A 20,145-nucleotide genomic window follows, 5' to 3' on the forward strand; every position below is an offset into this window, starting at 1 on the left:
TCCGTCAGAAATTCGTGCTTGCCGTTGATGACTTTCAGCAATGTTACTTCCGGTTTGCCTTCTTTTGATAAGTGTATTTTTCAACCGTAATGTTGTTTGATTTGTCGTTGTCTGGCATCATTGATTTGACCGGTGATCCGCTGTAACCGTCAAGCTTCGCCCAATATTCAAATGACTTGTCCGTTGCGCGCACGGTGCCCAGCGTTACTCCGGCAGTTTTCACTTCGCCACCGTCATAAGGATTGGTTTCATCCGCCGTGCCATTGGTAATCATCACCGGAAGCGGAACATTCATCGGTGTGCAATCCATGTTCTCGTCCGTTGGCATGTTGGCTACAATCGCCGAAATAGCCTTGATTTTTCCAGGCATTGTCAACGCTAGCTTATAAGACATATGTCCGCCTCCTGAAAATCCGGTTGCAAAAACGTGTGCTTTATTGATCTTATATTTCTCAGAAAACAAATCAATCATTGCAGAAAAGAATGCTTCCTCATTCACATTTTCCTTATTGGCAATCGCTGTTGAGGCTTTTCTGCATTCGTTCCAATACCGCTTATAACCAGCCGGATAGACAAGCACCAGATTTTCGGCCTCAGCCTTTGCCTGCAACTTAGCCGCCCGTGGCGCAAATCCCATCGGCTCTCCACCCGAGCCATGCATTAGAAATACAAGACTGGCGCCAGGTTTCACTTTGACCGATTTATCATAAACAAAAACGCGGTAACGGCCCTCAATAAGCAGGGAATCGGAAACAAGCTGCGCATTGGCAGTAAGGAATGAAACAGAAAGCAGCGCCGAAAAAATGAATTTAAGCATTTGGGAATGACTGGATTTGTTGGCAATTGATGTTAAAAGAATAGGATTTTCAAACTTATAAAGCGTATTAAGCATTCTCCAATGCTGCAATATCAAACTTACTCATTTGCATAAAAGCTTCAAATTACACGTGGGCTCTTTCCGGGTCGGACATGAGTTTAGACAAAACACTGGGCACAACTTGCCATGACATTCCGAATTTATCATCCAGCCAGCCGCATTGGTTATAAGCGCCGCCCGCGCCTAATTTTTCCGAATAATAATCGATTTCTTCCTGGGTGTCGCATTCAACAACGAATGAAGTTGCGGGTGAAAATTTATAATGCGGGCCACCATTCAGGCCCCATGAATTTGAAACCATTCAGTTCGAAAATCACAACCATCGGGTTTTCACTCGTAATTTTAGAACTTTTGAAAATGGAGCAATAGTACTCGGCAGCTTCCTTCGCATTTCCATCGAACCAAAGGCAAGGGTAAAGGGGTTTGATCATTTTAGTCGCAGTTTAGTTATGCAATCGACCGGCATTTTTGGCAGCCTGTGTCGCATTACAATTTCCAGAAAAGATTGGAACAAATAGCGAGAAACTCCATTGATTTTTTTCCGTTATCAGCTATTTCCCTGCATTTTTTCCAAATAAGCATCCAACTGGTCAAATGTTCCACCAAATCCTTGCTGCATACTGTCCTTAATCGAATTGTAAGTTTCAATTTGTTCAGGCGTTGCGTTAATCGGATTTCCCTGAATCGTCAAAGTGGTGATTCCTTCGTTTTCTTCCAATGTGATCTGGTTGAAAATTTCGAGCGGAAAGTCCATCGGAAAAGGAGAGGTGATAATGTTTCCTTCGGCGTCAGCAAACGAGTTGATAAATTCGATCAGGTCAGCACGATTGATGTTTTTGTATTGAAACAAGCCCCACATTACATGACCGTTTCCTTCCATCTTATAATGTGTTTTTCCACCAGGCGTAAAGTCAAAATGCTCCACGGAGAGCTGGCTTCCCGATGGTCCCCACCATTCAGCAAATGCTTCCTTTGATGCAAAAGCGTCAAAAACGAGCGTTTTAGGCGCTTTAAACTGTCTTACAATTTTCAAACCGGCATTTTTTTCTGCTTGCTCTTCCATTTTTACTTGTCGTTTAATTGATCGTTATTGGACTGATTTGTTGTCTGAATTTTATCAAGATAGCTTCCCAAAGAATCAAGTTTATCATTCCAGAATTGCTTGTATTGATCCACCCAGGTGGAAACTTCGCTAAGTGCGTCGAGCTTTGCTTCACAAAATCGCTGTCGGCCTTCCTGCTTGATCACCACCATCCCACATTCTGTAAGGATCTTAATGTGCTGTGAGATGGCAGGCCTGCTGATTTCGAAATTATCGGCAAGCGAATTGAGGTTCATACGCTTATGAGCGATCAAATGAATGATTTGCCGCCGGGTAGGATCCGCAATTGCCTGAAAAACATCTCTTCTCTTGCTTCAATAGACATATCGTGTAAGTAAATGCTTACGCAATATTAAATGTAAGTATTTGCTTACGCAACTATTTGTCTAAAAATCTTAAACTTTTCTGAAAGTAAGATTAATCCTGGCGTCCATTGGTTTGATGGATTTCGCAATTCTATGTTCCCAAAACTTCTGCAAATCACCTTTCATAAGTAACAAAGAACCATTTTCCAATTCCAGAGAATATTGCTGGCGATGGTTTTCCTTATTTCTAAAATCAAAATTCCTGGGCTGTCCGAAACTTACGGATGCAATCTCCATTTTCATGCCGGTAATCGTGTCCTTGTCGCTGTGCCATGCAACCGAATCATTTCCGTCCCGGTAATAGTTGAGCAAAACGCCATTGAAGATCATGCCGGTAAAGTCTTCAACTTTGTCTTTTATTTCCAATAATTCTTGGGTCCATGGAATAGGAGGGCGCATGTCGCCATCTCGCAGAGGTCTGTCGCCAAACCACGCTGTAAGTCTGGGTGTCAGGACTTCTTTTTCATACATCATCACCTTATGCTGTTGAAATGGAACAGTCCTGATAAATCAGATTCAGATAACGCCCACTTTCCAACTCATTGAAGAATGCAGGCTCATAAGTCATTAAATGTTGCGGCAACATCAGCTGCTTCCGATCGTCGAATAATTTTAACTGTTCCATTTCTTTATGTTCTGCATTAGTCGTTTTTCCTTTTAATCAGCTTTGGATCTTTTGATGCCAGCCTTTTAATGCTGTCGGCCTTAGGCAGATTTTCAGGCATTGTTCCTCCAAGTTCGTCTATTGTTTGCCGCACTTTTTGTCCTACTTCAAAATGTGTTTGATTCGCTTTATGCTTTCCGGTAATATTTTCTCTTTCTCAGCTTATCATCGGTTTGCGTAGTGCGAAAAAGGTTGGCAGCCAGCTCCGAGCTTCCCATATGATCCAGAATGTGCTGGCTTTTTTTAAGTTCTTTCTTTTCATGAATTGCTTTTGCGTCCAACCCACCGTATAATCCCATGTAACCATGATTTTGGAAAATAGCATAGTCGATCGGTTCAACGACACCGGCAACGCGGGCGGAATCAGCCAAAAGAAGATTATGCCGGGTAACTTCACCGCGGAGAAATACGCGCTTCTCACTTTCTTCCGGAAGGTTTTTGTATTCCTCCATTTGCCGAATTTCCTGCAAACGGGTTTGTACAGCAAAGTAAGTTTGTCCGAGCGCAACCACTTCCTTAGCCGGATCCGCATTCTGGACGATCAGATAACAAGCGTATCTGGAAAGCTTAATGTTCTCCAATTTTCTTGTAGCGCCCGATCCGATTTGGACCATTTCGAGCAAATGCTCGAAATGGTCTGAGACGCTCTGTTGGCTGTTTTTACAAGATTCTTCAGCCTTTTGATGACCGGTTTAAAATGTCGATACTCCGTATATTCCAGGATTTTTGCCAGATCTCTGGCGCTCCAAAATTCGTTTCCACTTTCGTCGGTTTTGCGGATTGCTTCAAAAAGTGACGGGCTTTGATGTGCATGCATAGTAATGTTTTTTAGGTGTGTAAACTGATTTAATTAACTGAAACAAAGTAAAGAAAAATCTTGCGACTGAACAAGAGATTTGATATCATTGTGACCAAATTAAAGATATTTAAAATATCATAAAGCATTTAATTAATTGATTTATAAATAATTATACTGATAAAATGTAGACAATGCCTTTACGCTATTCAGCCATATGGTTCCGACATTTGCTCACGGATTGGGTCGTTAAAACACGGCCTGAGCTTGATGGCGAGCAGTTTGTCCTGGCTGCTCCGGAGCGCGGCAGAATGGTGGTGAAGGCTGTAAGTCCGAAAGCATTAGCGAGTGGAATTGAAACCGGAATGGTGCTGGCCGATGCAAGGGCATTATTTCCTTCTCTGGAAGTGATTGATGATAAACCAGGTCAAATCGAAGTTCTGCTCACAGAGCTGGCGGATAGCTGTATACGTTATACGCCGATCGCTGCTGTGGATTTACCTGATGGGTTAATGCTCGATATTACAGGCTGTGCACATCTTTGGGCGGGGAAATTCCATACTTGAACGACATGGCTGAGCGACTGCGCAATGCTGGTTATGACTTTCGTATTGCGATTGCCGATTCCATTGGAACAGCCTGGGGCGTTGCAAGATTTGGAAGTAATGATCGCATTGTTCCGCCTAACCGACTTTTGGATGCTCTTTTGCCACTGCCGCCCGCTGCCTTGCGACTTGAACCTCTGGTGCTGGAACGCATGCAAAAGCTTGGTTTTTATCAGATCAAGAACTTTATAAATATGCCCCGCTCTGTTTTGCGGAGGCGATTTGGTCAGCAGCTTTTGGAGCGGATTGACCAGGCTTTGGGGCATGCCATAGAGCTTATTAAGCCGATTAAACCGGCAGTTCCTTATCAGGAAAGGCTGCCTTGCATGGAACCGATCGTGACGGCAGCAGGCATTCAAATCGCTTTACAAAAACTTTTGGAAATGCTTTGCAGCAGACTAGTTAAGGAGGAAAAAGGACTCAGAACTGCGGTTTTTAAAGGATATAGAGTGGATGGCAAAGTGGAGGAAATTGACATTGTTACCAACCGCGCCTCTCACCACATTGCGCATTTGTTTCGTTTGTTTGAGTTAAAAATAGCGATGATTGAGCCAGATCTGGGAATTGAACTATTTGTATTAGAAGCGCCTGTTGTTGAGGATGTTGACCCGGTTCAAGAATCCATCTGGCATTTTACGGGCAACAATGACAATGTGCTGTTAATGGAGCTTTTGGACCGACTCACCGGCCGGACGGGCATCGAGGTCATCCAGCGTTATTTGCCCGATGAGCATTACTGGCCCGAAAGATCGTTTAAAATATCAGGTTCATTATTGGAAAAGCCGGAAACCAGCTGGCGGACTGACCGGCCAAGGCCAGCACTTTTGTTAAAAGATCCCTTGGTAATTCAGGTTACATCACCCATTCCCGACTACGCACCTATTATTTTTCGCTACAAAGGAAAAGTTTATACAATCAAAAGATCAGACGGCCCCGAACGGATCGAACGGGAATGGTGGCTGGAACAAGGAATGCACCGCGATTATTTCTGTCTGGAAGATGAGCATGGTGCTCGTTACTGGGTTTTCAGGCTGGGACATAATGGAGAGGATGCCTCACAATGGTTTATTCATGGCTTTTTTGCCTGATAAAATTGATCTAAAACAATGCAATACACAGAACTGCAGGTAACCACAAATTTTAGTTTTCTCCGGGGCGGGTCGCATCCGGAAGAGCTGGTGCTGCAGGCATTGAAATATGGCTATAAAAAAATTGCTATTACGGACAGAAACACCCTCGCAGGCATTGTTCGCGGGCATGCCGCGGCAAAGGGAAAGGATATTGAAATCATTCCGGCATGCCGGCTGGATCTGCTGGATGGTCCCAGTTTGCTGGCCTATCCCAAAACGCAACAAGCTTATTCACAGCTTTCTGCCATGCTTACGGAAGGGAATCTCAGGACAGAAAAAGGGAAATGTGATTTATACAAATCCGATGTTTTCAAGTATGCAAAGGAAATGATATTGATCGTAATCCCACCGGCATCTTTGAACCGCAACTTTGATTTTGATTCTGATTTCAAGAATGCAATGCGGGAATACAAATGGGCTTTGGGCGAAGACGTTTACATTGCAGCGGCAAGGTCATATCAGGGCGACGACACCAAAAGAATCCACAGGATTTCACAATTAGCGGAGCAACTGGATGTGCCAATGGTTGCTACAAATGATGTTTATTACCACCATCCGGCCAGAAGGGAATTGCAGGACGTGCTTACTTGCATCCGTGAGAAATGCACCATTTATAATGCTGGTTTCTTACTTTATCAAAACGGCGAACGCTATCTGAAAGAAAATGATGAAATGCTGCGGTTATTCAGAAATTATCCGGACGCGATTTGTCACACACAGGAAATTGCAGATGCCTGTCAGTTCTCGCTTAGTCAATTAAAATATATTTATCCCGAAGAAATTACGAGTGGAAACCGTCCGCCGGAGATAGAACTTGAAGAATTAGCCTGGAAAGGAGCTTGGGAACGGTTTGGTGAATGCATCCCCCAAAAAGTGGAAGATGCCATTCATTATGAAATGCAGTTCGTCAAGGAAATGGACTACGCGCCTTATTTTCTGACGGTTTACGACATTGTCCGCTTTGCCAGAGAGCAAAAAATATTGTGTCAGGGGAGGGGATTCGGCGGCTAACTCCACCATTTGTTACTGTTTGGGAATCACTTCGGTGGACCCGCTGGAAATTGACCTTTTGTTTGAGCGGTTCATTTCCTCTGCGCGCAACGAGCCACCCGACATTGATGTGGATTTTGAGCACGAGCGGAGGGAAGAAGTGATCCAATATATTTATAAAAAATACGGCAGGGACCGCGCAGGCATTGTTGCAACGGTAACTCAGGTGCATCAGCGTGGCGCAATCCGGGACGTAGCAAAAGCGATGGGCATGTCGCTTGATGCAATCAACCGGTTGGCGAGCTCCATTTGGGAATTTACGGATGAATGGTTTGAAGGTAAGCGAGTTGCAGAGCAGGGTTTCAATCCAAAAGATCCGCATTTGATCAAAATCCTGGACCTTACCAAACAATTCATGGGCTTCCCAAGGCAGCTGGGACAGCATACGGGTGGATTTGTCATCACACAAGGCAAACTTTCTGACCTATGCCCGATCCTGAATGCGAGGATGGAGGACCGGACCTGCATTGAATGGAATAAGGACGACATTGATACACTGGGTTTTTTGAAAATCGATGTGCTCGCTTTGGGCATGTTAACCTGCATCCGGAAGGCATTTGATCTGGCCAAAAAACATTATGACAAGGATTACACGCTTGCCAATGTGCCTCAGAATGAAGAGCCCGTGTACGATATGATCTGTCGGGCGGATACGATTGGCGTGTTTCAAATTGAAAGCCGCGCGCAGCAATCCATGCTGCCCAGGCTCAGACCGCGTTGCTTTTACGATCTGGTCATTGAAGTTGCTATAGTGCGACCAGGCCCGATCCAAGGCGATATGGTGCACCCGTTTTTGCGCAGGCGGAACAATGAGGAAGAAGTGGTTTATCCCACCAAAGAACTGGAAGAAATCCTGAAAAGAACATTGGGAGTGCCGCTGTTTCAGGAACAGGCGATGAAAATTGCCATTGTGGCAGCAGGTTTCACACCAACCGAAGCCGACGAGCTGCGCCGGAGCATGGCCACTTTTAAAGTGAAAGGCATGGTGAAAAAGTTTGAGGAAAAGCTGGTGGCAGGCATGACCAAAAATGGTTACACTGAGGAATTCGCCTTGCGGGTTTTCAAACAATTGGAAGGTTTTGGAAGTTACGGTTTCCCCGAAAGCCACGCCGCCAGTTTCGCATTGCTCGTTTACGTGTCGTGTTATCTCAAATGTTACTATCCCGATGTGTTTGCAACGGCCTTGCTCAATAGCATGCCGATGGGTTTTTACCAGCCCGCGCAGATCATCATTGACGCCCGAAAGCACGATGTGGAAGTGCGGCCGGTTGACATTAATTATTCCAATTGGGATAATCTTCTGGAAGAAAAGACCGGGAAATATTGTTCGATCAGGCTGGGTTTCAGGCAGATTAAGGGAATCAGGGAAGAAGAGATGCAGGCATTGATCGCAGCCCGGCACAAGCCGTTTGCCAACATTCATTTCCTGCGCGATGCCGGCGTTTCGATGGCTGCACTTGAACGGTTGGCCGATGCAGATGCATTCAGGTCCATTGGTTTGGATCGGAGAGCCGCTTTGTGGGAAGTTTCCGCATTGAGCGACAGGCCCGTTGGTCTGTTTCAAGGTCAGGCTTCGGAAAGTGCATCGGAATCACAAGTGGAGTTGCCGCTAATGTCTGCTTCTGAGCATGTGGTGCAGGATTATGCTTCCACGTCACTGTCACTCAAAGCGCATCCGGTCAGTTTTGTGCGGGAGAAATTGCAGTCGCTTAATGTTTTTTCGACTAAACAACTGGATCTGGTTGGTAATATGCGACCTGTAAAAGTCGCAGGTTTGGTGCTGGTCCGTCAGCGTCCCGGAACGGCCGGCGGCGTGTGTTTTATAACGGTTGAAGATGAAACTGGATTTGCCAATCTGGTGGTGTTTCAAAGTCTTTTTGAAAAATACCGAAAGGAAATCCTGCATGCGAAGCTGCTCATGGTCGAGGGCAAATTGCAGCGAGAAGGCGATGTAACGCACGTTATCGTTCAGAAATGCTTTGATTTATCCGTTTTGTTGAAAAAACTTACTGCTACCGAGGAAGAGAATCCAGCGATTCTGACCCTTTCGCGAGCCGATGAGAAAGATGAATATGCAACCCAGGCGATAAACAAACGCACCCAGGTCCGCCGGGATGTGCAAACAGAAATTTTTCCTTCCGGAAGAAATTTCAGATAAAAAAATGCATTTAATGCGCGAAGCGTAATCCGGCCGAAATGCCAACGCGGTAAGGCTGATAAAGAAACGGATCCCCTGAGCCGGAAAACTTAACAGGGCTGAATTCTGCATAAGGGCCAATCTGGATCGAGGTGCCCTTATTTACCGGAAACTGCTTTCCTATGCCCGCATTCACCCAGCCAATGTGTTGCCGGCTGTTAATTGCGTGCGAATATTCCAGACCGGCAACCGCATAATATTTGCTTAAATACGTGTTTCCCCAGGTGAATTGCTTATTAATGCCAATGCCCAAAAGACTGAATTTTTTCTCCTGGCTCACCCGCGTCCCTTGTCTGATCACCTCGTAGTCATTCTGGTCACCAGGTTGCACAACATACTCATCGCCAGCGATTTCATAAGAATAGGATTGCTGAAATCTGCTATAATGCATGAGGAACTGAAATCCTTTTTTCTCAGCACCCGCACTGAATTTATAGCCCAGCGAACGCAAAGAAAACGTGGAAGGAAAATGAAAATTCTGAAACTTCTGCCCACCCGAAGGCACAGTCAATATTTGATATGATTGCAAAACGGCAGCATTGAAAAGCAAATGAAGATTGGATTTGCGTGAAACCTTGGGCGCATTATCAATCTTTGACAGTGAAATGACAGGCAAATTCGCATTTACAGAATTCAATTTTAAAGGTTTGCTTTCCAGCTCATTTACATTATAATCAAAGTTTTGATTGGCAACTTCCTCATTAACAGCATTGTTATTTGGTGGAATGGCATTATTAACCTCCTGTTCCGAATTCCTTTCATTTGAAATCAAATCATTTCCCAATACACTTCTTACTTCAATTTTTGATCTGTTTTGTACAGCATTGTCTTTGGTCAAATGGTCAATGTCAGCAGATGATTTTACAATGTCTTTTATTGAATTAGACTCATCAACTTTGAAATTTTTACTCCTTTTTTCACTCACCTCGGCATACGCGCCAGCGCTGACAGCAATCTTGGACATTCTAGCTGTTTTCTTTTTCAGCATATGCTGATCCGTCATAATGCCCACGATCCCAATTCCTACGAAAAGCAGCGCAAAAAACAGATATTTCCACTGTCTTCCAGGTTTCAGCTGGGCGCGGATTTTCTCGTAAGCAGACGGATTGGGCGCGTCCTCGTAATGGTCAAACTTGCGTTTAAGGGCTGCCCGCAGTGCCTCATCGAGTTTTTCCTCAGAAGTTTTCATGTTGCACGATCCCTTTAAGTTCTAATTTTTTTAATAGCAAATTGCGTCCCCGCATAAACTGCGACCGCGAAGTAACATCAGGAATCGACAGCATTTCGCCGATTTCCGCGTGCGTGTATCCGTCGATCAGATGCAGGTTAATCACTGTTCTGTATTTGTCCGGCAGTTCGTTGATCACTTTTACCAAATCCGCGACATTCATTTGATCAATAATGCGCTCATAATCACCGGATTCAAACTGGATTTCTACATGATCCAGAGATCCGTTCAGTTCTTGCTGCTTGGTCGTTCGATGATAATAGTTGATCGCCGTCCGAACAACAGTTGTTTTTACCCAGCTGTCGACAGCATCAGCATCTTTCAAATCGTGGATGTTGTTAAAAATCTTAATAAATGCTTCCTGAAAAATGTCCTCAGCTTCCATTTTTGTCCTGGCATAACGCTGACAAACGCCCGTTAACCGTCCTTTGTATCGCTCATAAAATGCAGTCTGCGCACTGGTGTCCTGCTTTTGACAAGCTTTCACCAGTGTGGCCAGATTACTGTATTTTTTTGAGAGAAAAAACTTCATAAAAAACAGAATATGAACACCTTAACCCGTATTTCCTGCAATAGTTTATACTAATTACAATCCGAAATAATAAACTTTGTCAATCAGATTTCCATCCTTATCGAAGAACATCTCAATGCTTTGCTGTGACGTTTTATGACTGAACTGGATATAATAACTGCTATATTCTTTGTATTCACCTCTCCACTTAGATCCCGCAATATCCATCGTGTAAAACTCAACCAGCTCAGGCGACGACTCAATGTAGGCGCGCATTGGCTCCGGCATTTCGGTAACATTGGAGGGATCTTGCGGCGTTGCAGGCTCATTGAAAGCACGGGAAACCCATTTCAGATCGCCGTTTCCATCAAAAGTCATGTGCCCAATGACCCGCTGGCCATTTCTTTGGAAGCTGATCTGGAAATAATATTGAACGTTGTAATTTAAATCAATCCTAATGTCTCCCTGATCATATGTCAGATCCGGATTGGCATTGAAAAATTGCTGAATTTTTGCAGGCAGAAACTTGACGTCAGGAGCAGCGAAACCGAATTGCCACGGACTGAACATCAGACTCACCGAACGACCGTCTACAAATAGCCAGTCGAGCACATAATCTCTTCCATTGAATGCATAAATGACTTTATTGCGTCGATTTGGCGTGGTGTAAAATCCGATGTCTTCCGTATTTCGTGATAATGTGCCGCCTTTAAAGCCGCTGTCTTTGAGCAGATTTGTTATTTCTGCCGGCGCCGGATCGGAAGTGTAACGGAATGTCTCCCACATTTTCAGGCTGTCGACCAACGACACATATTGATCCGTTCCGGAGTTGAATTTTACTTCCCAGACACGTTTTTCAAATAACGGTTTGAACACCAGATCTTTTGCAACAGGAAACTGATCTTTCACATGCTGGATGACTTTTGAAGGGACCGGTTCAGGCTCAACTTGCTGTAAATCATTCACCTGATTACATGAAGTAACGGCAAACAGGCAAACGATTATCAGGATAATTAGTCTCATATATGCTTGAAGCGGGCCAGGCCGTGTTTTTACTAACGGCGTTCAAAATCAAAGACACCGGTTGAAAGCAAAAACGTTGCATTTATATGAGGCTAAATAAAGAAATGCTTAGCATCCAATGTTAATGGCTGTAAAATAGCCAGTTATCTTACGACGCTTGTAAATTGCAGACCGGTGCGGCCGTCCCAGTTGTAAACCCATTCGGTCCAGGACCTGTCCAGATATTTGGATTTGAATTTTTGGTGAACGGTTTCAGGTTGTTCCTTTCCATTCACGATCAAAAACATGTTGTGGAGCTTATAAGAAAGGTTTTCTCTCGTTTTTACAATGCCCTCTTGAATCAGATCATTGATGAGCTCTTCCTGCTTTTGCTGTTCCTGCAACTTCCTGTTCTGGCTCGCTAGCTTTGATAATGTATTAATTTCTTCCAAGGCCGACTCAATTCCAGCATTTTGCTTAACTAAAATTTCTTGCTGAGCACTTATTATCTCGTCCTGCATGTCCACTAAAAGCTGGTTACTGTCCAGCTTTGTTTTGTTGTTTTCAAATGCATTGGCCAGCATCGCAGTTTGTTTGAGTTGCAATTTGATCTGGCTCTTTGTCTCCCAGGCCAGTTGATATGCGGTCCATTTCAAGCGCTCCACCTTTGCTGCATCGCCTTCTTTAAGCGCATCTTTAAGATCTTCAATTGCGCTTTCAACAGCTGGAAGCGAGTCCGTTTTTACAACTTGTTTTTTATTCGCCGTAAGTTTGGCGGAAGCAGGAAGCGCACGCATTATCGGCTTTGCCAATGGCTTTTCCACCTGATTTGCTGCTGCAACCTTCTGTTCTGAAACCATTGCTGGAATAACAGTTTGTGTTGCCGGTGCCGGCGTCAAATATGCTGCCGACAGGAAAGTGACAGCGATTAATGCGGTTGTTACCGAAAATTTTTCCATGGTATTAAGTGGTTTATTAGTCTTGAAAATGATCCTTTTAATGCGATGAAGTAACTGATTTTCTTTGCCCCTAAATGATAAGCCGGGACTTGAAGCAGGCATCACTGATTCCTGAAAAGACACCAGCGCAGTCACAAGCGAAGTGCGGTCTTCGATCAGGGCGATGACCAGATCGTCGCAACAATTCTCGCGTTCTCTGCGGATCAATGACGACACCCAGACAAACGCGGGATTGTAGCAATAGACATTTTCAAATAATGTTTGCAAAAAATTGACAAGGAAATCATGACGCTTCACGTGCGCCAGCTCATGCAACAAAATCGCCTGAACTTGCTGATGTGGCAAACTGGTCAAAAACCCGAGCGGAACAATGATCACTGGTTGCAGAAATCCTTGCAAAACAGGCGCCCTATAAGCCCCGATTCAAAAACCATTATGACTTCATAAACACCCATTTTGGCTGCTAACTGCCTTATTTCCCATTTCCATGCATCGCTGATCGCACGCGTATGGTTGTGCCTGATCGTATGTATGTAATGCAAGCCAGCAAGGGTGCGGCCAGTTTTAAACAAAAAAAGGACGAGCCAACAGCCCACAATCAAATTTTGGTAACGGCCTAAAAACAGGCTGAATGTTCCAAAAATGCTGTCTGAGAATTGAGAAGGAAATATCGCCGTTGCAAAGTCATTCTCAACCGGAATGCCTGAGTTCAATGCTGTGTGATCAATTTGCGCTGGATCGTTCGCCACTCCATTTTCGAGCAAAAACCAGCATGTAACAACATTGACCACAACAAACATCCCTAGCAAAGCCAGCAACACATTATAGCGTAAGGCGGGCTGAGATTTGCGCGTCGTCGCCAAAACCATCGCCGCCAGGATCGCAAGCGCCATTCCTTGCCAAATTGAATGCACGAGTGCCCAGCAGAAAGCGTGAACGAGCGTTTGCAAGACGATTGGATTTGGGAGTTGGATAGTCATGATCTAATCTTTAAGATAACTATTTCAAGAGCACGGCTTAAAGGTAGGAAATATTTCGTACGATAAAAGGTTTAGCAAAAGATTTTTTGTGAGCGAAATTAATAGGGAAAACGGACGCATAAACACGAACGGTTGTGCGTTGGGAAATGGCTGGTTATTCGCTATTTTACAGACCATTAAGTGACACACGTTTTCGTTCAAAAGATCAAAAATAAAGCCCTCATGAAAAAGCCGCTTTGCATGATTACGAACATGATTACTCCTCAAACCGCTCTGGATCAGAACCTTCATTATCCTTTTCTTAACCGTGTTTGCGGGCAACATTCATTCCGCTACGCTTCATGAAATCATTGATATCAAAGGCACGATCAAAGACGAAAATGGCTTTGCAGTCGCTAATGCAGCCGTTTTTATCAAAGAATCGACATTGGGGACGGTTAGCAATGTGAAAGGATATTTTGAACTGAATGGCGTTCCCGAAAATAGTGTGCTGACCATTGATCATCCGCATTTCGAGCCGCTGGAAATCAGTGTAAAAAAGACGGTTAAAGATTATGATCTTGCCCTTAAACGCAAACCGGGATGGGTTCGCCAAAGTAACGCTTTAACTGAAAGCAGGGCCCAATCTGCTGGAAACGGCGAATCGTCCGGCAATGGCTTAGCGCTTGAAAAGTGGCCAAGATTTCCCGGAGGGAATAAAGAACTGGTCAAATTTTTTGCGCACCACTTGAAATATCCCGATGAAGCGCTGAAAGCAGGCATTGAAGGACAAGCGTTTGTATCGTTTTTTCTGGATGAAAAAGGGAACATTAGCAGTCCGGTGATCGTGAACGGGCCAGGGTGGGGGATTGACGAAGAAGCTGTGCGACTTGTGCAGCATATGCCGCAGTGGACGCCCGCCCGGCAAAATGGCAAAGCAGTGGCGGTGCGTTACACCATTGTTATTCCATTCGACATTGAAATTGAGAAGCTGCCTATTCATATTAAGGAAAAACAGCCGGATATATATGCCCGAAAAAGTCGCCTAAGTGTCACAAAGCCATCATTTAATCCAAAATCAGCGATCAAGGCATTCTTTGAAAACACCATTAACCTTTCGGAAAAGGAAGCGCCGAAAATTGAGCTTAATCGTTACTATATGATTTCCAGTCCGATCGAGATGCCTTTGCCGGCGGTCAACATGAAATATAAAAAATGATGTTCTGTAAAATTTGATAATATAATTTTTGCTTCAATCCGATTCACAGGCCGCGATTTCACATCCCGCGGCCTGTTTTTTTGTTTTAATCTGTTACACAATTACGAAACATCAGCGCTGAAGGAATAATTATTTTAAAGGTGGCGGTTGAAAGTGCAGAAAAACGAATAGGCTAAAATGAATAACAGTATTTTGCTAATAGACGATGATCCGGATGATCATGAAATTTTTAATTACGCATTGGAAATGGCCTTTCCAGATGCAATCTGCGAACATTCATTCAATTGTCAGGATGCGGCAGAGAAAATAAGAAACGGCAGTTGTCCCCCGCCCGCAAACATATTTCTCGATGTGAACATGCCCGCTATGGAGTTGCCCAAATGCCTGTTTTCTATTAATGAAGCATTGGGAACAAGTTCTACTGAAATCATTATTCTGACCGGATTTCGCATGTCTGATCTTCCTAATTATGATTCTTTCGGCATTTTGAAAGTGATTTCAAAGCCCAGCACAGTGGAAATGCTGGCTGAAAAACTTCGTGAGGCGATGGTCTTAAAATAACCCCTAAAATTCTTTCCAAGGTCACTGAACGTAATTTTATAAATTTTCTTTGCAGAGTAACAATTTCAGTTTAATTTACGTAGAAATAATTCTAACTGATTTGTTGGCATGCAAAAAACGTTTACCAGCGCCTTCTTCATTGTTCTTTTTGTTGCCCAATCTTTCGCCCAGGATATCAACGCCAAATTCAGGCATCTTACCACAGGACAAGGCCTTTCGCAGAATAATGTAACGTGCATTATGAAAGACAAGCGCGGCTTTATGTGGTTTGGCACACAAGATGGCCTCAACAAATTCGACGGTTACAAATTCACCGTTTACCGCAACGATCCGCAAAATCCCAACAGTCTGAGCCACAATTATGTGCATGCTATATTCGAGGATAAGTCGGGAAAAATGTGGATTGGGACGGATGATGGCGGTCTAAGCCTTTTTGACAGCAGTAAGGAAACCTTTACCAATTATCTCCACAAAGCAGGCGACAAGTCAAGCATTGGCAGCAACAAGATTCACTCCATTGCAGAAGATCGCGAGGGAAATATCTGGCTGGGCACAATCGGCGCTGGCGCAAGCGTTTTTGATCCGAAAACAAAACGATTTACAACTTTCTCAAATAATCCGGCGGTGTCCGGTAGCCTGAGTCACAATGTGGTGAGTGACATAACTGTCGACCGCAGCGGGACAATCTGGATAGGGACCAGCGGGGGCGGGCTCAACCGTTACATCAGCACCACAAAAAGCTTCATTAATTATCGGCACGATCCGGCAGATCCTGCTTCTATCAGCTACGATGACCTGAACGACATTGTGGAAGATTCTCGCGGCAGGTTGTGGATCGCGACGGAAGGTGGCGGGCTCAATTTATATGATAGGAAAACAAGCAAATTTACCAGTTTCAAGCGCAACGATCAGCAGCCAGACGGCCTCTCGCACAATGATGTGATCTCCATTGTGGAGGACAAAAATGGTAAAGTGTGGATTGGCACGCGTAATGGTGGGATCAACATTTTGCAGGAAAATGGCGACTTCAAGCATTTCAAATACAATAAAAACAACATTGACGGCCTCAATAACGGCTCCATTTACACCATGTATTGCGATCCGCAAGGAACAATGTGGGTTGGCACTTACAGCGGCGGTGTGAATGTGCTCGATCGTGAACCGTTGAAATTTGGCTTGTATAAAACAAGCATGAACAACCCGCAAAGTCTGAATAACGACAATCTGCTGGCTGTAATTCAGGATGTTGCAGGAAAGCTCTGGCTCGGGACGGATGGCGGCGGTGTTAACCTTGTGGACCGAACCAACAACCGATTCACTTATTTCACACACGATGCCTCGAACGCGAACAGCATTGCAAGCAATTATGTGATTGCCATTACCGAAGATGAAAATCAGAACATTTGGATTGGGAATTACAAAGGCGGATTAAGCCTTTTTGATAAAAAAACAGGCAGTTTTCAAAACCTGAATCAAGGGAGAAATCCGGCTTCGGTGATCAAGGCGAACATTCATGTCATGACCAACGATCCGGGCAGGGGTTGCCTGTGGCTGGGCACTTCAAAGGGTTTGCTTAAATATGATAAAGCGACGGGTGTAATCACCACTTTTAAGGCCGATCCGAAGAAAGCCGGCACACTTAGCGGCGACCTTGTTCTCTCATTGTTACTCGATTCTCAGAATAAACTTTGGGTTGGGACGGAAGGCAGCGGTTTCAATATATTCAATGAGCAGAGCAACACTTTTACAACATTCAAGGCGAATGGCCAGCAGGCTAACAGCTTGTCTAACAATCAGGTGAATGCGATTTATGAGGATAAAAAGGGACAAGTGTGGATCGCCACCAACGGCGGTCTCAACCTGTTTGACCAAAAACTAAAAACATTTAAACATTATCAAAAAAAGGACGGCTTGCCCAATGATGTGATCCAGGGAATTACGGAAGATGGCAACGGCATGCTTTGGGTGACGAGCAACAAAGGCCTTACAAGGTTCAATTCAAAAACGGGCGAGTTCAAAAATTTCGATTCCAGTGACGGGTTGCAGGAAGGCTCGTTCAACCGGTTATCCCTTTTTAAGAATAAGCAAGGCGTCGTTTTCGTCGGCGGCCAATACGGACTAAATTATTTTCATCCCGACAGCATTAAATATAACAAGTTTGTTCCTCCCGTTTTCATCACTGATTTTCAAATTTTCAACGAGCCGGTGCATGTAAACGCAACGGATTCTCCCATTGAAAATGAGATCAGCGCAGCCAAAGAAATCACGGTTTCCTATGAGCAATCCATGCTTTCGTTCGAATTTACGGCACTCAACTACACGCTTTCGGACAAAAACCAATATGCGTATCAACTGGTTGGATTTGATAAAAACTGGATTTATGCAGGCACAAACCGGAAGGCGACTTACACCAATCTTGATCCCGGAGACTATGTTTTCAAGGTAAAAGCCTCTAACAATGATGGCATCTGGAATGAGAAGGGCACGAGCATTATTTTGCACATTACGCCACCTTTCTGGCAGACGCTTTGGTTTCGTGCATTGGCCGCATTATCCTTTGCGGGCCTCATTTTCGGCGTTTATTTTTGGCGCGTTGGTGTTATTAAAAGACAGAAAAACCTTTTGCAAAAACAGGTTGAAGAGCGGACTGTTGAAGTAATCAGGCAAAAACATGAACTGGAATTACAGTCGGCCGACCTGCAAATAATGAACACAAAATTGCAGGGCCAGCACGAACGCGAGTTGCTAGCAAGGCAGGAAGCGGAGAAAGCGAATATGGCCAAAAGCGTCTTCCTGGCAACGATGAGCCACGAAATCCGTACGCCCATGAACGGCGTGATCGGCATGGCGCTGCTGCTGGCGCAAACGCCTATGAATGAGGAACAATCCGAATATACAGACACCATTATCAAATGTGGCGACAGCCTGCTGACGGTGATCAATGACATTCTTGATTTCTCTAAAATTGAGTCCGGCAATATGGAGCTGGAAAAGATCAGCTTCAATCTGCGCGATTGCATTGAAGGCGTGCTCGATATATTTTCTTCCAAAGCTGCTGTGATCGGGCTGGATTTGGTTTATGAAATTAGTCCGCAGGTTCCCAATCAGATCATGGGCGACAGCCAGCGCCTCAGGCAGATTCTGATCAATCTCGTTGGTAATGCGATCAAATTCACACATCAGGGTGAAATTCTGGTGATTGTGAAATTCGTGCGACATATCAGTGAAGATGAAATTGAGCTGAATTTCCAGATTAAGGACACCGGCATAGGCATTCCGGCTGATAAACTGGATCGTCTTTTTGTGGCGTTCTCGCAGGTTGATTCTTCACATACACGGAAATACGGCGGCACGGGACTTGGCCTTGTCATCAGCCAAAGGCTCGTTAGCCTCATGGGCGGCACCATCAGCGTGGATAGCGAGCCGGATAAAGGAACATGCTTTCAATTCACGATTTGCACACAGATCAGCAATGAGACGCAGCGGCAATATGTTCATTTCAACACGGTCGAAAATGATGGTAAGGCGATTTTGGTAATTGATGATAATGAGACAAACCTGCGTATTTTCCAGGCGCAAATGGAACAATGGAAACTCGTTCCTACGCTTGCATTATCGGGATCTGAGGCACTTGAAATCCTGGATAGCGGAGCAAAATTTGATCTCATCATCACAGACCAGCAAATGCCCGGCATGGACGGCGTGACGCTTGCCGCTAAAATAAAGGATCGTTTTCCCACATTGCCTATATTTTTATTAAGCTCGGTTGGAGACGATCAGCGGCGGAATTTTAAAAATCTGTTCGCAGCTATTTTGACCAAACCGGTGAAACATCAGCAGCTCGGACAGCTTATACAACTTGAACTGAAAAACCAGGGCGACATCACCCGGTTGCCTGTTGCCATTCCTGCCCTGTCTCCGTTGTCAGAAGATTTCGCAACGAAATATCCTCTGAAAATATTCGTCGCAGAGGATAATCAGATCAATGAAATGCTTTTTGTAAAAATACTTTCAAAGCTCGGTTACAAGCCGGAAGTTACCCGCGACGGTGTGGAAGTGCTGGCCAAAGCGATTGCAGAAAGGTGTGATGTTATTTTTATGGATGTGCAAATGCCTGAGCTGGACGGACTGGAAGCCACGCGGCGCATCCGCAGGCAACACATTGATCAGCCATACATTATCGCCATGACCGCCAACGCAATGAAGGAAGATCGCGAGGAATGTATACAGGCCGGAATGGATGACTACATTTCTAAACCGCTGCGATACGACGACATTACTTCATCGCTTAAAAGGGCTTATCTGGCTTGCATTTCGGCTTAACGAGCATTCAAAAGTCAGTCAGCGGGCCTGGATGCGGGCATTTTCTTGAAAATCGGATTTTTGTTATCTTGCCGATACAATCCGCTTTCGCACCTTATATATACAAATGCCAAAGAATTTGACCGTCTTTCTGATAGACGACGATATTGACGATCAGGAAATATTTTCCCTGATGCTCCAAGATGCGCTGCCCGACGCTGAGTGCGTATTCGCGAAAGACGGTGTTCACGCGCTCGAAAAATTAGCACAACCTTCGTTTAGTCCCAATATCATATTCATCGACATTAATATGCCCAGAATGAATGGTATGGAATTTTTAACAGAGCTCCGCAAACGACCAGCATTTACCAACATTCCGGCTATAATGTATTCGACCTCTGATGAACAGTCGCTTGTCAGGAAATGTAAAGAGTTGGGCGCTTCGGGCCTGATCAAAAAGCAAGCGAATACAGATGAGGTGAAGGAAGAAATTAAACAAGTTGTCTTAAAACATTTCTAGGCGGATCTTTAATGGTTGATTCTGAAATAAAATCGTTAGAATTTCTTGCCGGGGGAGGTGAGATGGGCGAGCGGATGCGCCTTTTCAATTGGAGCGCA

The 20,145-nt window shown here is 44.6% G+C and carries 22 protein-coding genes; 8 read left to right on the forward strand and 14 right to left on the reverse strand.

Annotation, left to right across the window (positions count from 1 at the left end):
- Positions 1–43 precede the first annotated feature (43 nt).
- The 9 genes from AC0IYG_RS16060 to AC0IYG_RS16100 all read right to left on the reverse strand — a co-directional run bounded on the left by AC0IYG_RS16060 (position 44) and on the right by AC0IYG_RS16100 (position 3,825).
- On the reverse strand, positions 44–817 hold the full coding sequence (locus tag AC0IYG_RS16060) for a CE1 family esterase (protein WP_471712109.1): 774 nt from the start codon (positions 815–817) through the stop codon (positions 44–46).
- Positions 818–941: 124 nt separating this feature from the next.
- Positions 942–1,178, reverse strand: a complete 237-nt coding sequence (locus AC0IYG_RS16065; protein ID WP_471712111.1) for a VOC family protein — start codon at positions 1,176–1,178, stop codon at positions 942–944.
- On the reverse strand, positions 1,135–1,308 hold the full coding sequence (locus tag AC0IYG_RS16070; RefSeq protein WP_471712112.1) for a VOC family protein: 174 nt from the start codon (positions 1,306–1,308) through the stop codon (positions 1,135–1,137). Before AC0IYG_RS16070 ends, AC0IYG_RS16065 begins: the two co-directional genes overlap by 44 nt.
- A gap of 116 nt (positions 1,309–1,424) precedes the next feature.
- On the reverse strand, positions 1,425–1,940 hold the full coding sequence (locus tag AC0IYG_RS16075) for an SRPBCC family protein (protein WP_471712113.1): 516 nt from the start codon (positions 1,938–1,940) through the stop codon (positions 1,425–1,427).
- A 2-nt stretch (positions 1,941–1,942) separates the two neighbouring features.
- The gene (locus AC0IYG_RS16080; protein ID WP_471712114.1) at positions 1,943–2,233 is read right to left on the reverse strand and encodes an ArsR/SmtB family transcription factor; all 291 of its coding nucleotides are present in this window, start codon (positions 2,231–2,233) and stop codon (positions 1,943–1,945) included.
- 141 nt (positions 2,234–2,374) lie between these two features.
- Positions 2,375–2,818 carry an alpha-ketoglutarate-dependent dioxygenase AlkB family protein gene (locus AC0IYG_RS16085; protein WP_471712116.1) on the reverse strand — a complete coding sequence of 148 codons (444 nt, stop codon included), beginning with the start codon at positions 2,816–2,818 and terminating at the stop codon, positions 2,375–2,377.
- A gap of 4 nt (positions 2,819–2,822) precedes the next feature.
- Positions 2,823–2,969, reverse strand: a complete 147-nt coding sequence (locus AC0IYG_RS16090; protein WP_471712117.1) for a hypothetical protein — start codon at positions 2,967–2,969, stop codon at positions 2,823–2,825.
- A gap of 167 nt (positions 2,970–3,136) precedes the next feature.
- Positions 3,137–3,631 carry a hypothetical protein gene (locus AC0IYG_RS16095; protein WP_471712119.1) on the reverse strand — a complete coding sequence of 165 codons (495 nt, stop codon included), beginning with the start codon at positions 3,629–3,631 and terminating at the stop codon, positions 3,137–3,139.
- A complete protein-coding gene (locus AC0IYG_RS16100; RefSeq protein ID WP_471712326.1) occupies positions 3,550–3,825 on the reverse strand; it encodes a hypothetical protein in 276 nt (91 codons plus the stop codon). Before AC0IYG_RS16100 ends, AC0IYG_RS16095 begins: the two co-directional genes overlap by 82 nt.
- 173 nt (positions 3,826–3,998) lie before the next feature.
- Between AC0IYG_RS16100 and AC0IYG_RS16105 the strand changes: the two genes are divergently transcribed.
- Genes AC0IYG_RS16105 through AC0IYG_RS16120 form a run of 4 tightly spaced genes read left to right on the forward strand, consistent with a single transcriptional unit; the run spans position 3,999 to position 8,747 of the window.
- Positions 3,999–4,370 carry a Y-family DNA polymerase gene (locus tag AC0IYG_RS16105; protein WP_471712121.1) on the forward strand — a complete coding sequence of 124 codons (372 nt, stop codon included), beginning with the start codon at positions 3,999–4,001 and terminating at the stop codon, positions 4,368–4,370.
- A gap of 5 nt (positions 4,371–4,375) precedes the next feature.
- Positions 4,376–5,497, forward strand: a complete 1,122-nt coding sequence (locus tag AC0IYG_RS16110) for a DNA polymerase Y subunit UmuC family protein (protein ID WP_471712122.1) — start codon at positions 4,376–4,378, stop codon at positions 5,495–5,497.
- Positions 5,498–5,515: 18 nt separating this feature from the next.
- A complete protein-coding gene (locus tag AC0IYG_RS16115; RefSeq protein ID WP_471712124.1) occupies positions 5,516–6,550 on the forward strand; it encodes a PHP domain-containing protein in 1,035 nt (344 codons plus the stop codon).
- Positions 6,501–8,747 carry an error-prone DNA polymerase gene (locus AC0IYG_RS16120; protein WP_471712126.1) on the forward strand — a complete coding sequence of 749 codons (2,247 nt, stop codon included), beginning with the start codon at positions 6,501–6,503 and terminating at the stop codon, positions 8,745–8,747. The genes AC0IYG_RS16115 and AC0IYG_RS16120 overlap by 50 nt, the downstream gene beginning before the upstream one ends.
- Before the next feature lie 10 nt (positions 8,748–8,757).
- Here the strand turns inward: AC0IYG_RS16120 and AC0IYG_RS16125 are convergent, their stop codons facing one another.
- The 5 genes from AC0IYG_RS16125 to AC0IYG_RS16145 form a co-directional block, all read right to left on the reverse strand.
- Positions 8,758–9,975, reverse strand: coding sequence for a hypothetical protein (locus tag AC0IYG_RS16125; RefSeq protein WP_471712127.1), 1,218 nt, complete (start codon positions 9,973–9,975; stop codon positions 8,758–8,760).
- Positions 9,962–10,546, reverse strand: coding sequence for an RNA polymerase sigma factor (locus AC0IYG_RS16130; RefSeq protein ID WP_471712129.1), 585 nt, complete (start codon positions 10,544–10,546; stop codon positions 9,962–9,964). Before AC0IYG_RS16130 ends, AC0IYG_RS16125 begins: the two co-directional genes overlap by 14 nt.
- Before the next feature lie 54 nt (positions 10,547–10,600).
- Positions 10,601–11,548, reverse strand: coding sequence for a hypothetical protein (locus tag AC0IYG_RS16135; protein WP_471712130.1), 948 nt, complete (start codon positions 11,546–11,548; stop codon positions 10,601–10,603).
- A gap of 143 nt (positions 11,549–11,691) precedes the next feature.
- A complete protein-coding gene (locus AC0IYG_RS16140) occupies positions 11,692–12,864 on the reverse strand; it encodes a M56 family metallopeptidase (protein WP_471712131.1) in 1,173 nt (390 codons plus the stop codon).
- A complete protein-coding gene (locus AC0IYG_RS16145; protein ID WP_471712132.1) occupies positions 12,861–13,466 on the reverse strand; it encodes a hypothetical protein in 606 nt (201 codons plus the stop codon). The genes AC0IYG_RS16140 and AC0IYG_RS16145 overlap by 4 nt, the downstream gene beginning before the upstream one ends.
- 307 nt (positions 13,467–13,773) lie before the next feature.
- Here AC0IYG_RS16145 and AC0IYG_RS16150 point away from each other — a divergent pair, with 307 nt between their 5' ends.
- From AC0IYG_RS16150 to AC0IYG_RS16165, 4 genes are all read left to right on the forward strand, one after another.
- Positions 13,774–14,664 (forward strand): TonB family protein, encoded by an 891-nt coding sequence (locus AC0IYG_RS16150; RefSeq protein ID WP_471712133.1) that lies wholly within the window; start codon positions 13,774–13,776, stop codon positions 14,662–14,664.
- A 177-nt stretch (positions 14,665–14,841) separates the two neighbouring features.
- Positions 14,842–15,225: a response regulator gene (locus AC0IYG_RS16155; RefSeq protein ID WP_471712135.1), complete on the forward strand. Its 384-nt coding sequence runs from the start codon at positions 14,842–14,844 to the stop codon at positions 15,223–15,225.
- A 108-nt stretch (positions 15,226–15,333) separates the two neighbouring features.
- A complete protein-coding gene (locus tag AC0IYG_RS16160; protein WP_471712137.1) occupies positions 15,334–19,548 on the forward strand; it encodes a hybrid sensor histidine kinase/response regulator in 4,215 nt (1,404 codons plus the stop codon).
- A 106-nt stretch (positions 19,549–19,654) separates the two neighbouring features.
- Positions 19,655–20,047, forward strand: coding sequence for a response regulator (locus AC0IYG_RS16165; RefSeq protein WP_471712138.1), 393 nt, complete (start codon positions 19,655–19,657; stop codon positions 20,045–20,047).
- The last annotated feature ends 98 nt before the right edge of the window (positions 20,048–20,145 follow it).

Source organism: Dyadobacter sp. AC419 (assembly GCF_979253085.1).

What these genes read in the sequence shown, in the direction of transcription:
- AC0IYG_RS16060 (WP_471712109.1), bottom strand. Translation starts at nt 817, where the DNA reads ATGCTTAAATTCATTTTTTCGGCGCTGCTTTCTGTTTCATTCCTTACT.
- AC0IYG_RS16065 (WP_471712111.1), bottom strand. Translation starts at nt 1,178, where the DNA reads ATGGTTTCAAATTCATGGGGCCTGAATGGTGGCCCGCATTATAAATTT.
- AC0IYG_RS16070 (WP_471712112.1), bottom strand. Translation starts at nt 1,308, where the DNA reads ATGATCAAACCCCTTTACCCTTGCCTTTGGTTCGATGGAAATGCGAAG.
- AC0IYG_RS16075 (WP_471712113.1), bottom strand. Translation starts at nt 1,940, where the DNA reads ATGGAAGAGCAAGCAGAAAAAAATGCCGGTTTGAAAATTGTAAGACAG.
- AC0IYG_RS16085 (WP_471712116.1), bottom strand. Translation starts at nt 2,818, where the DNA reads ATGATGTATGAAAAAGAAGTCCTGACACCCAGACTTACAGCGTGGTTT.
- AC0IYG_RS16090 (WP_471712117.1), bottom strand. Translation starts at nt 2,969, where the DNA reads ATGGAACAGTTAAAATTATTCGACGATCGGAAGCAGCTGATGTTGCCG.
- AC0IYG_RS16100 (WP_471712326.1), bottom strand. Translation starts at nt 3,825, where the DNA reads ATGCATGCACATCAAAGCCCGTCACTTTTTGAAGCAATCCGCAAAACC.
- AC0IYG_RS16105 (WP_471712121.1), top strand. Translation starts at nt 3,999, where the DNA reads ATGCCTTTACGCTATTCAGCCATATGGTTCCGACATTTGCTCACGGAT.
- AC0IYG_RS16110 (WP_471712122.1), top strand. Translation starts at nt 4,376, where the DNA reads ATGGCTGAGCGACTGCGCAATGCTGGTTATGACTTTCGTATTGCGATT.
- AC0IYG_RS16115 (WP_471712124.1), top strand. Translation starts at nt 5,516, where the DNA reads ATGCAATACACAGAACTGCAGGTAACCACAAATTTTAGTTTTCTCCGG.
- AC0IYG_RS16125 (WP_471712127.1), bottom strand. Translation starts at nt 9,975, where the DNA reads ATGAAAACTTCTGAGGAAAAACTCGATGAGGCACTGCGGGCAGCCCTT.
- AC0IYG_RS16130 (WP_471712129.1), bottom strand. Translation starts at nt 10,546, where the DNA reads ATGAAGTTTTTTCTCTCAAAAAAATACAGTAATCTGGCCACACTGGTG.
- AC0IYG_RS16135 (WP_471712130.1), bottom strand. Translation starts at nt 11,548, where the DNA reads ATGAGACTAATTATCCTGATAATCGTTTGCCTGTTTGCCGTTACTTCA.
- AC0IYG_RS16145 (WP_471712132.1), bottom strand. Translation starts at nt 13,466, where the DNA reads ATGACTATCCAACTCCCAAATCCAATCGTCTTGCAAACGCTCGTTCAC.
- AC0IYG_RS16155 (WP_471712135.1), top strand. Translation starts at nt 14,842, where the DNA reads ATGAATAACAGTATTTTGCTAATAGACGATGATCCGGATGATCATGAA.
- AC0IYG_RS16160 (WP_471712137.1), top strand. Translation starts at nt 15,334, where the DNA reads ATGCAAAAAACGTTTACCAGCGCCTTCTTCATTGTTCTTTTTGTTGCC.
- AC0IYG_RS16165 (WP_471712138.1), top strand. Translation starts at nt 19,655, where the DNA reads ATGCCAAAGAATTTGACCGTCTTTCTGATAGACGACGATATTGACGAT.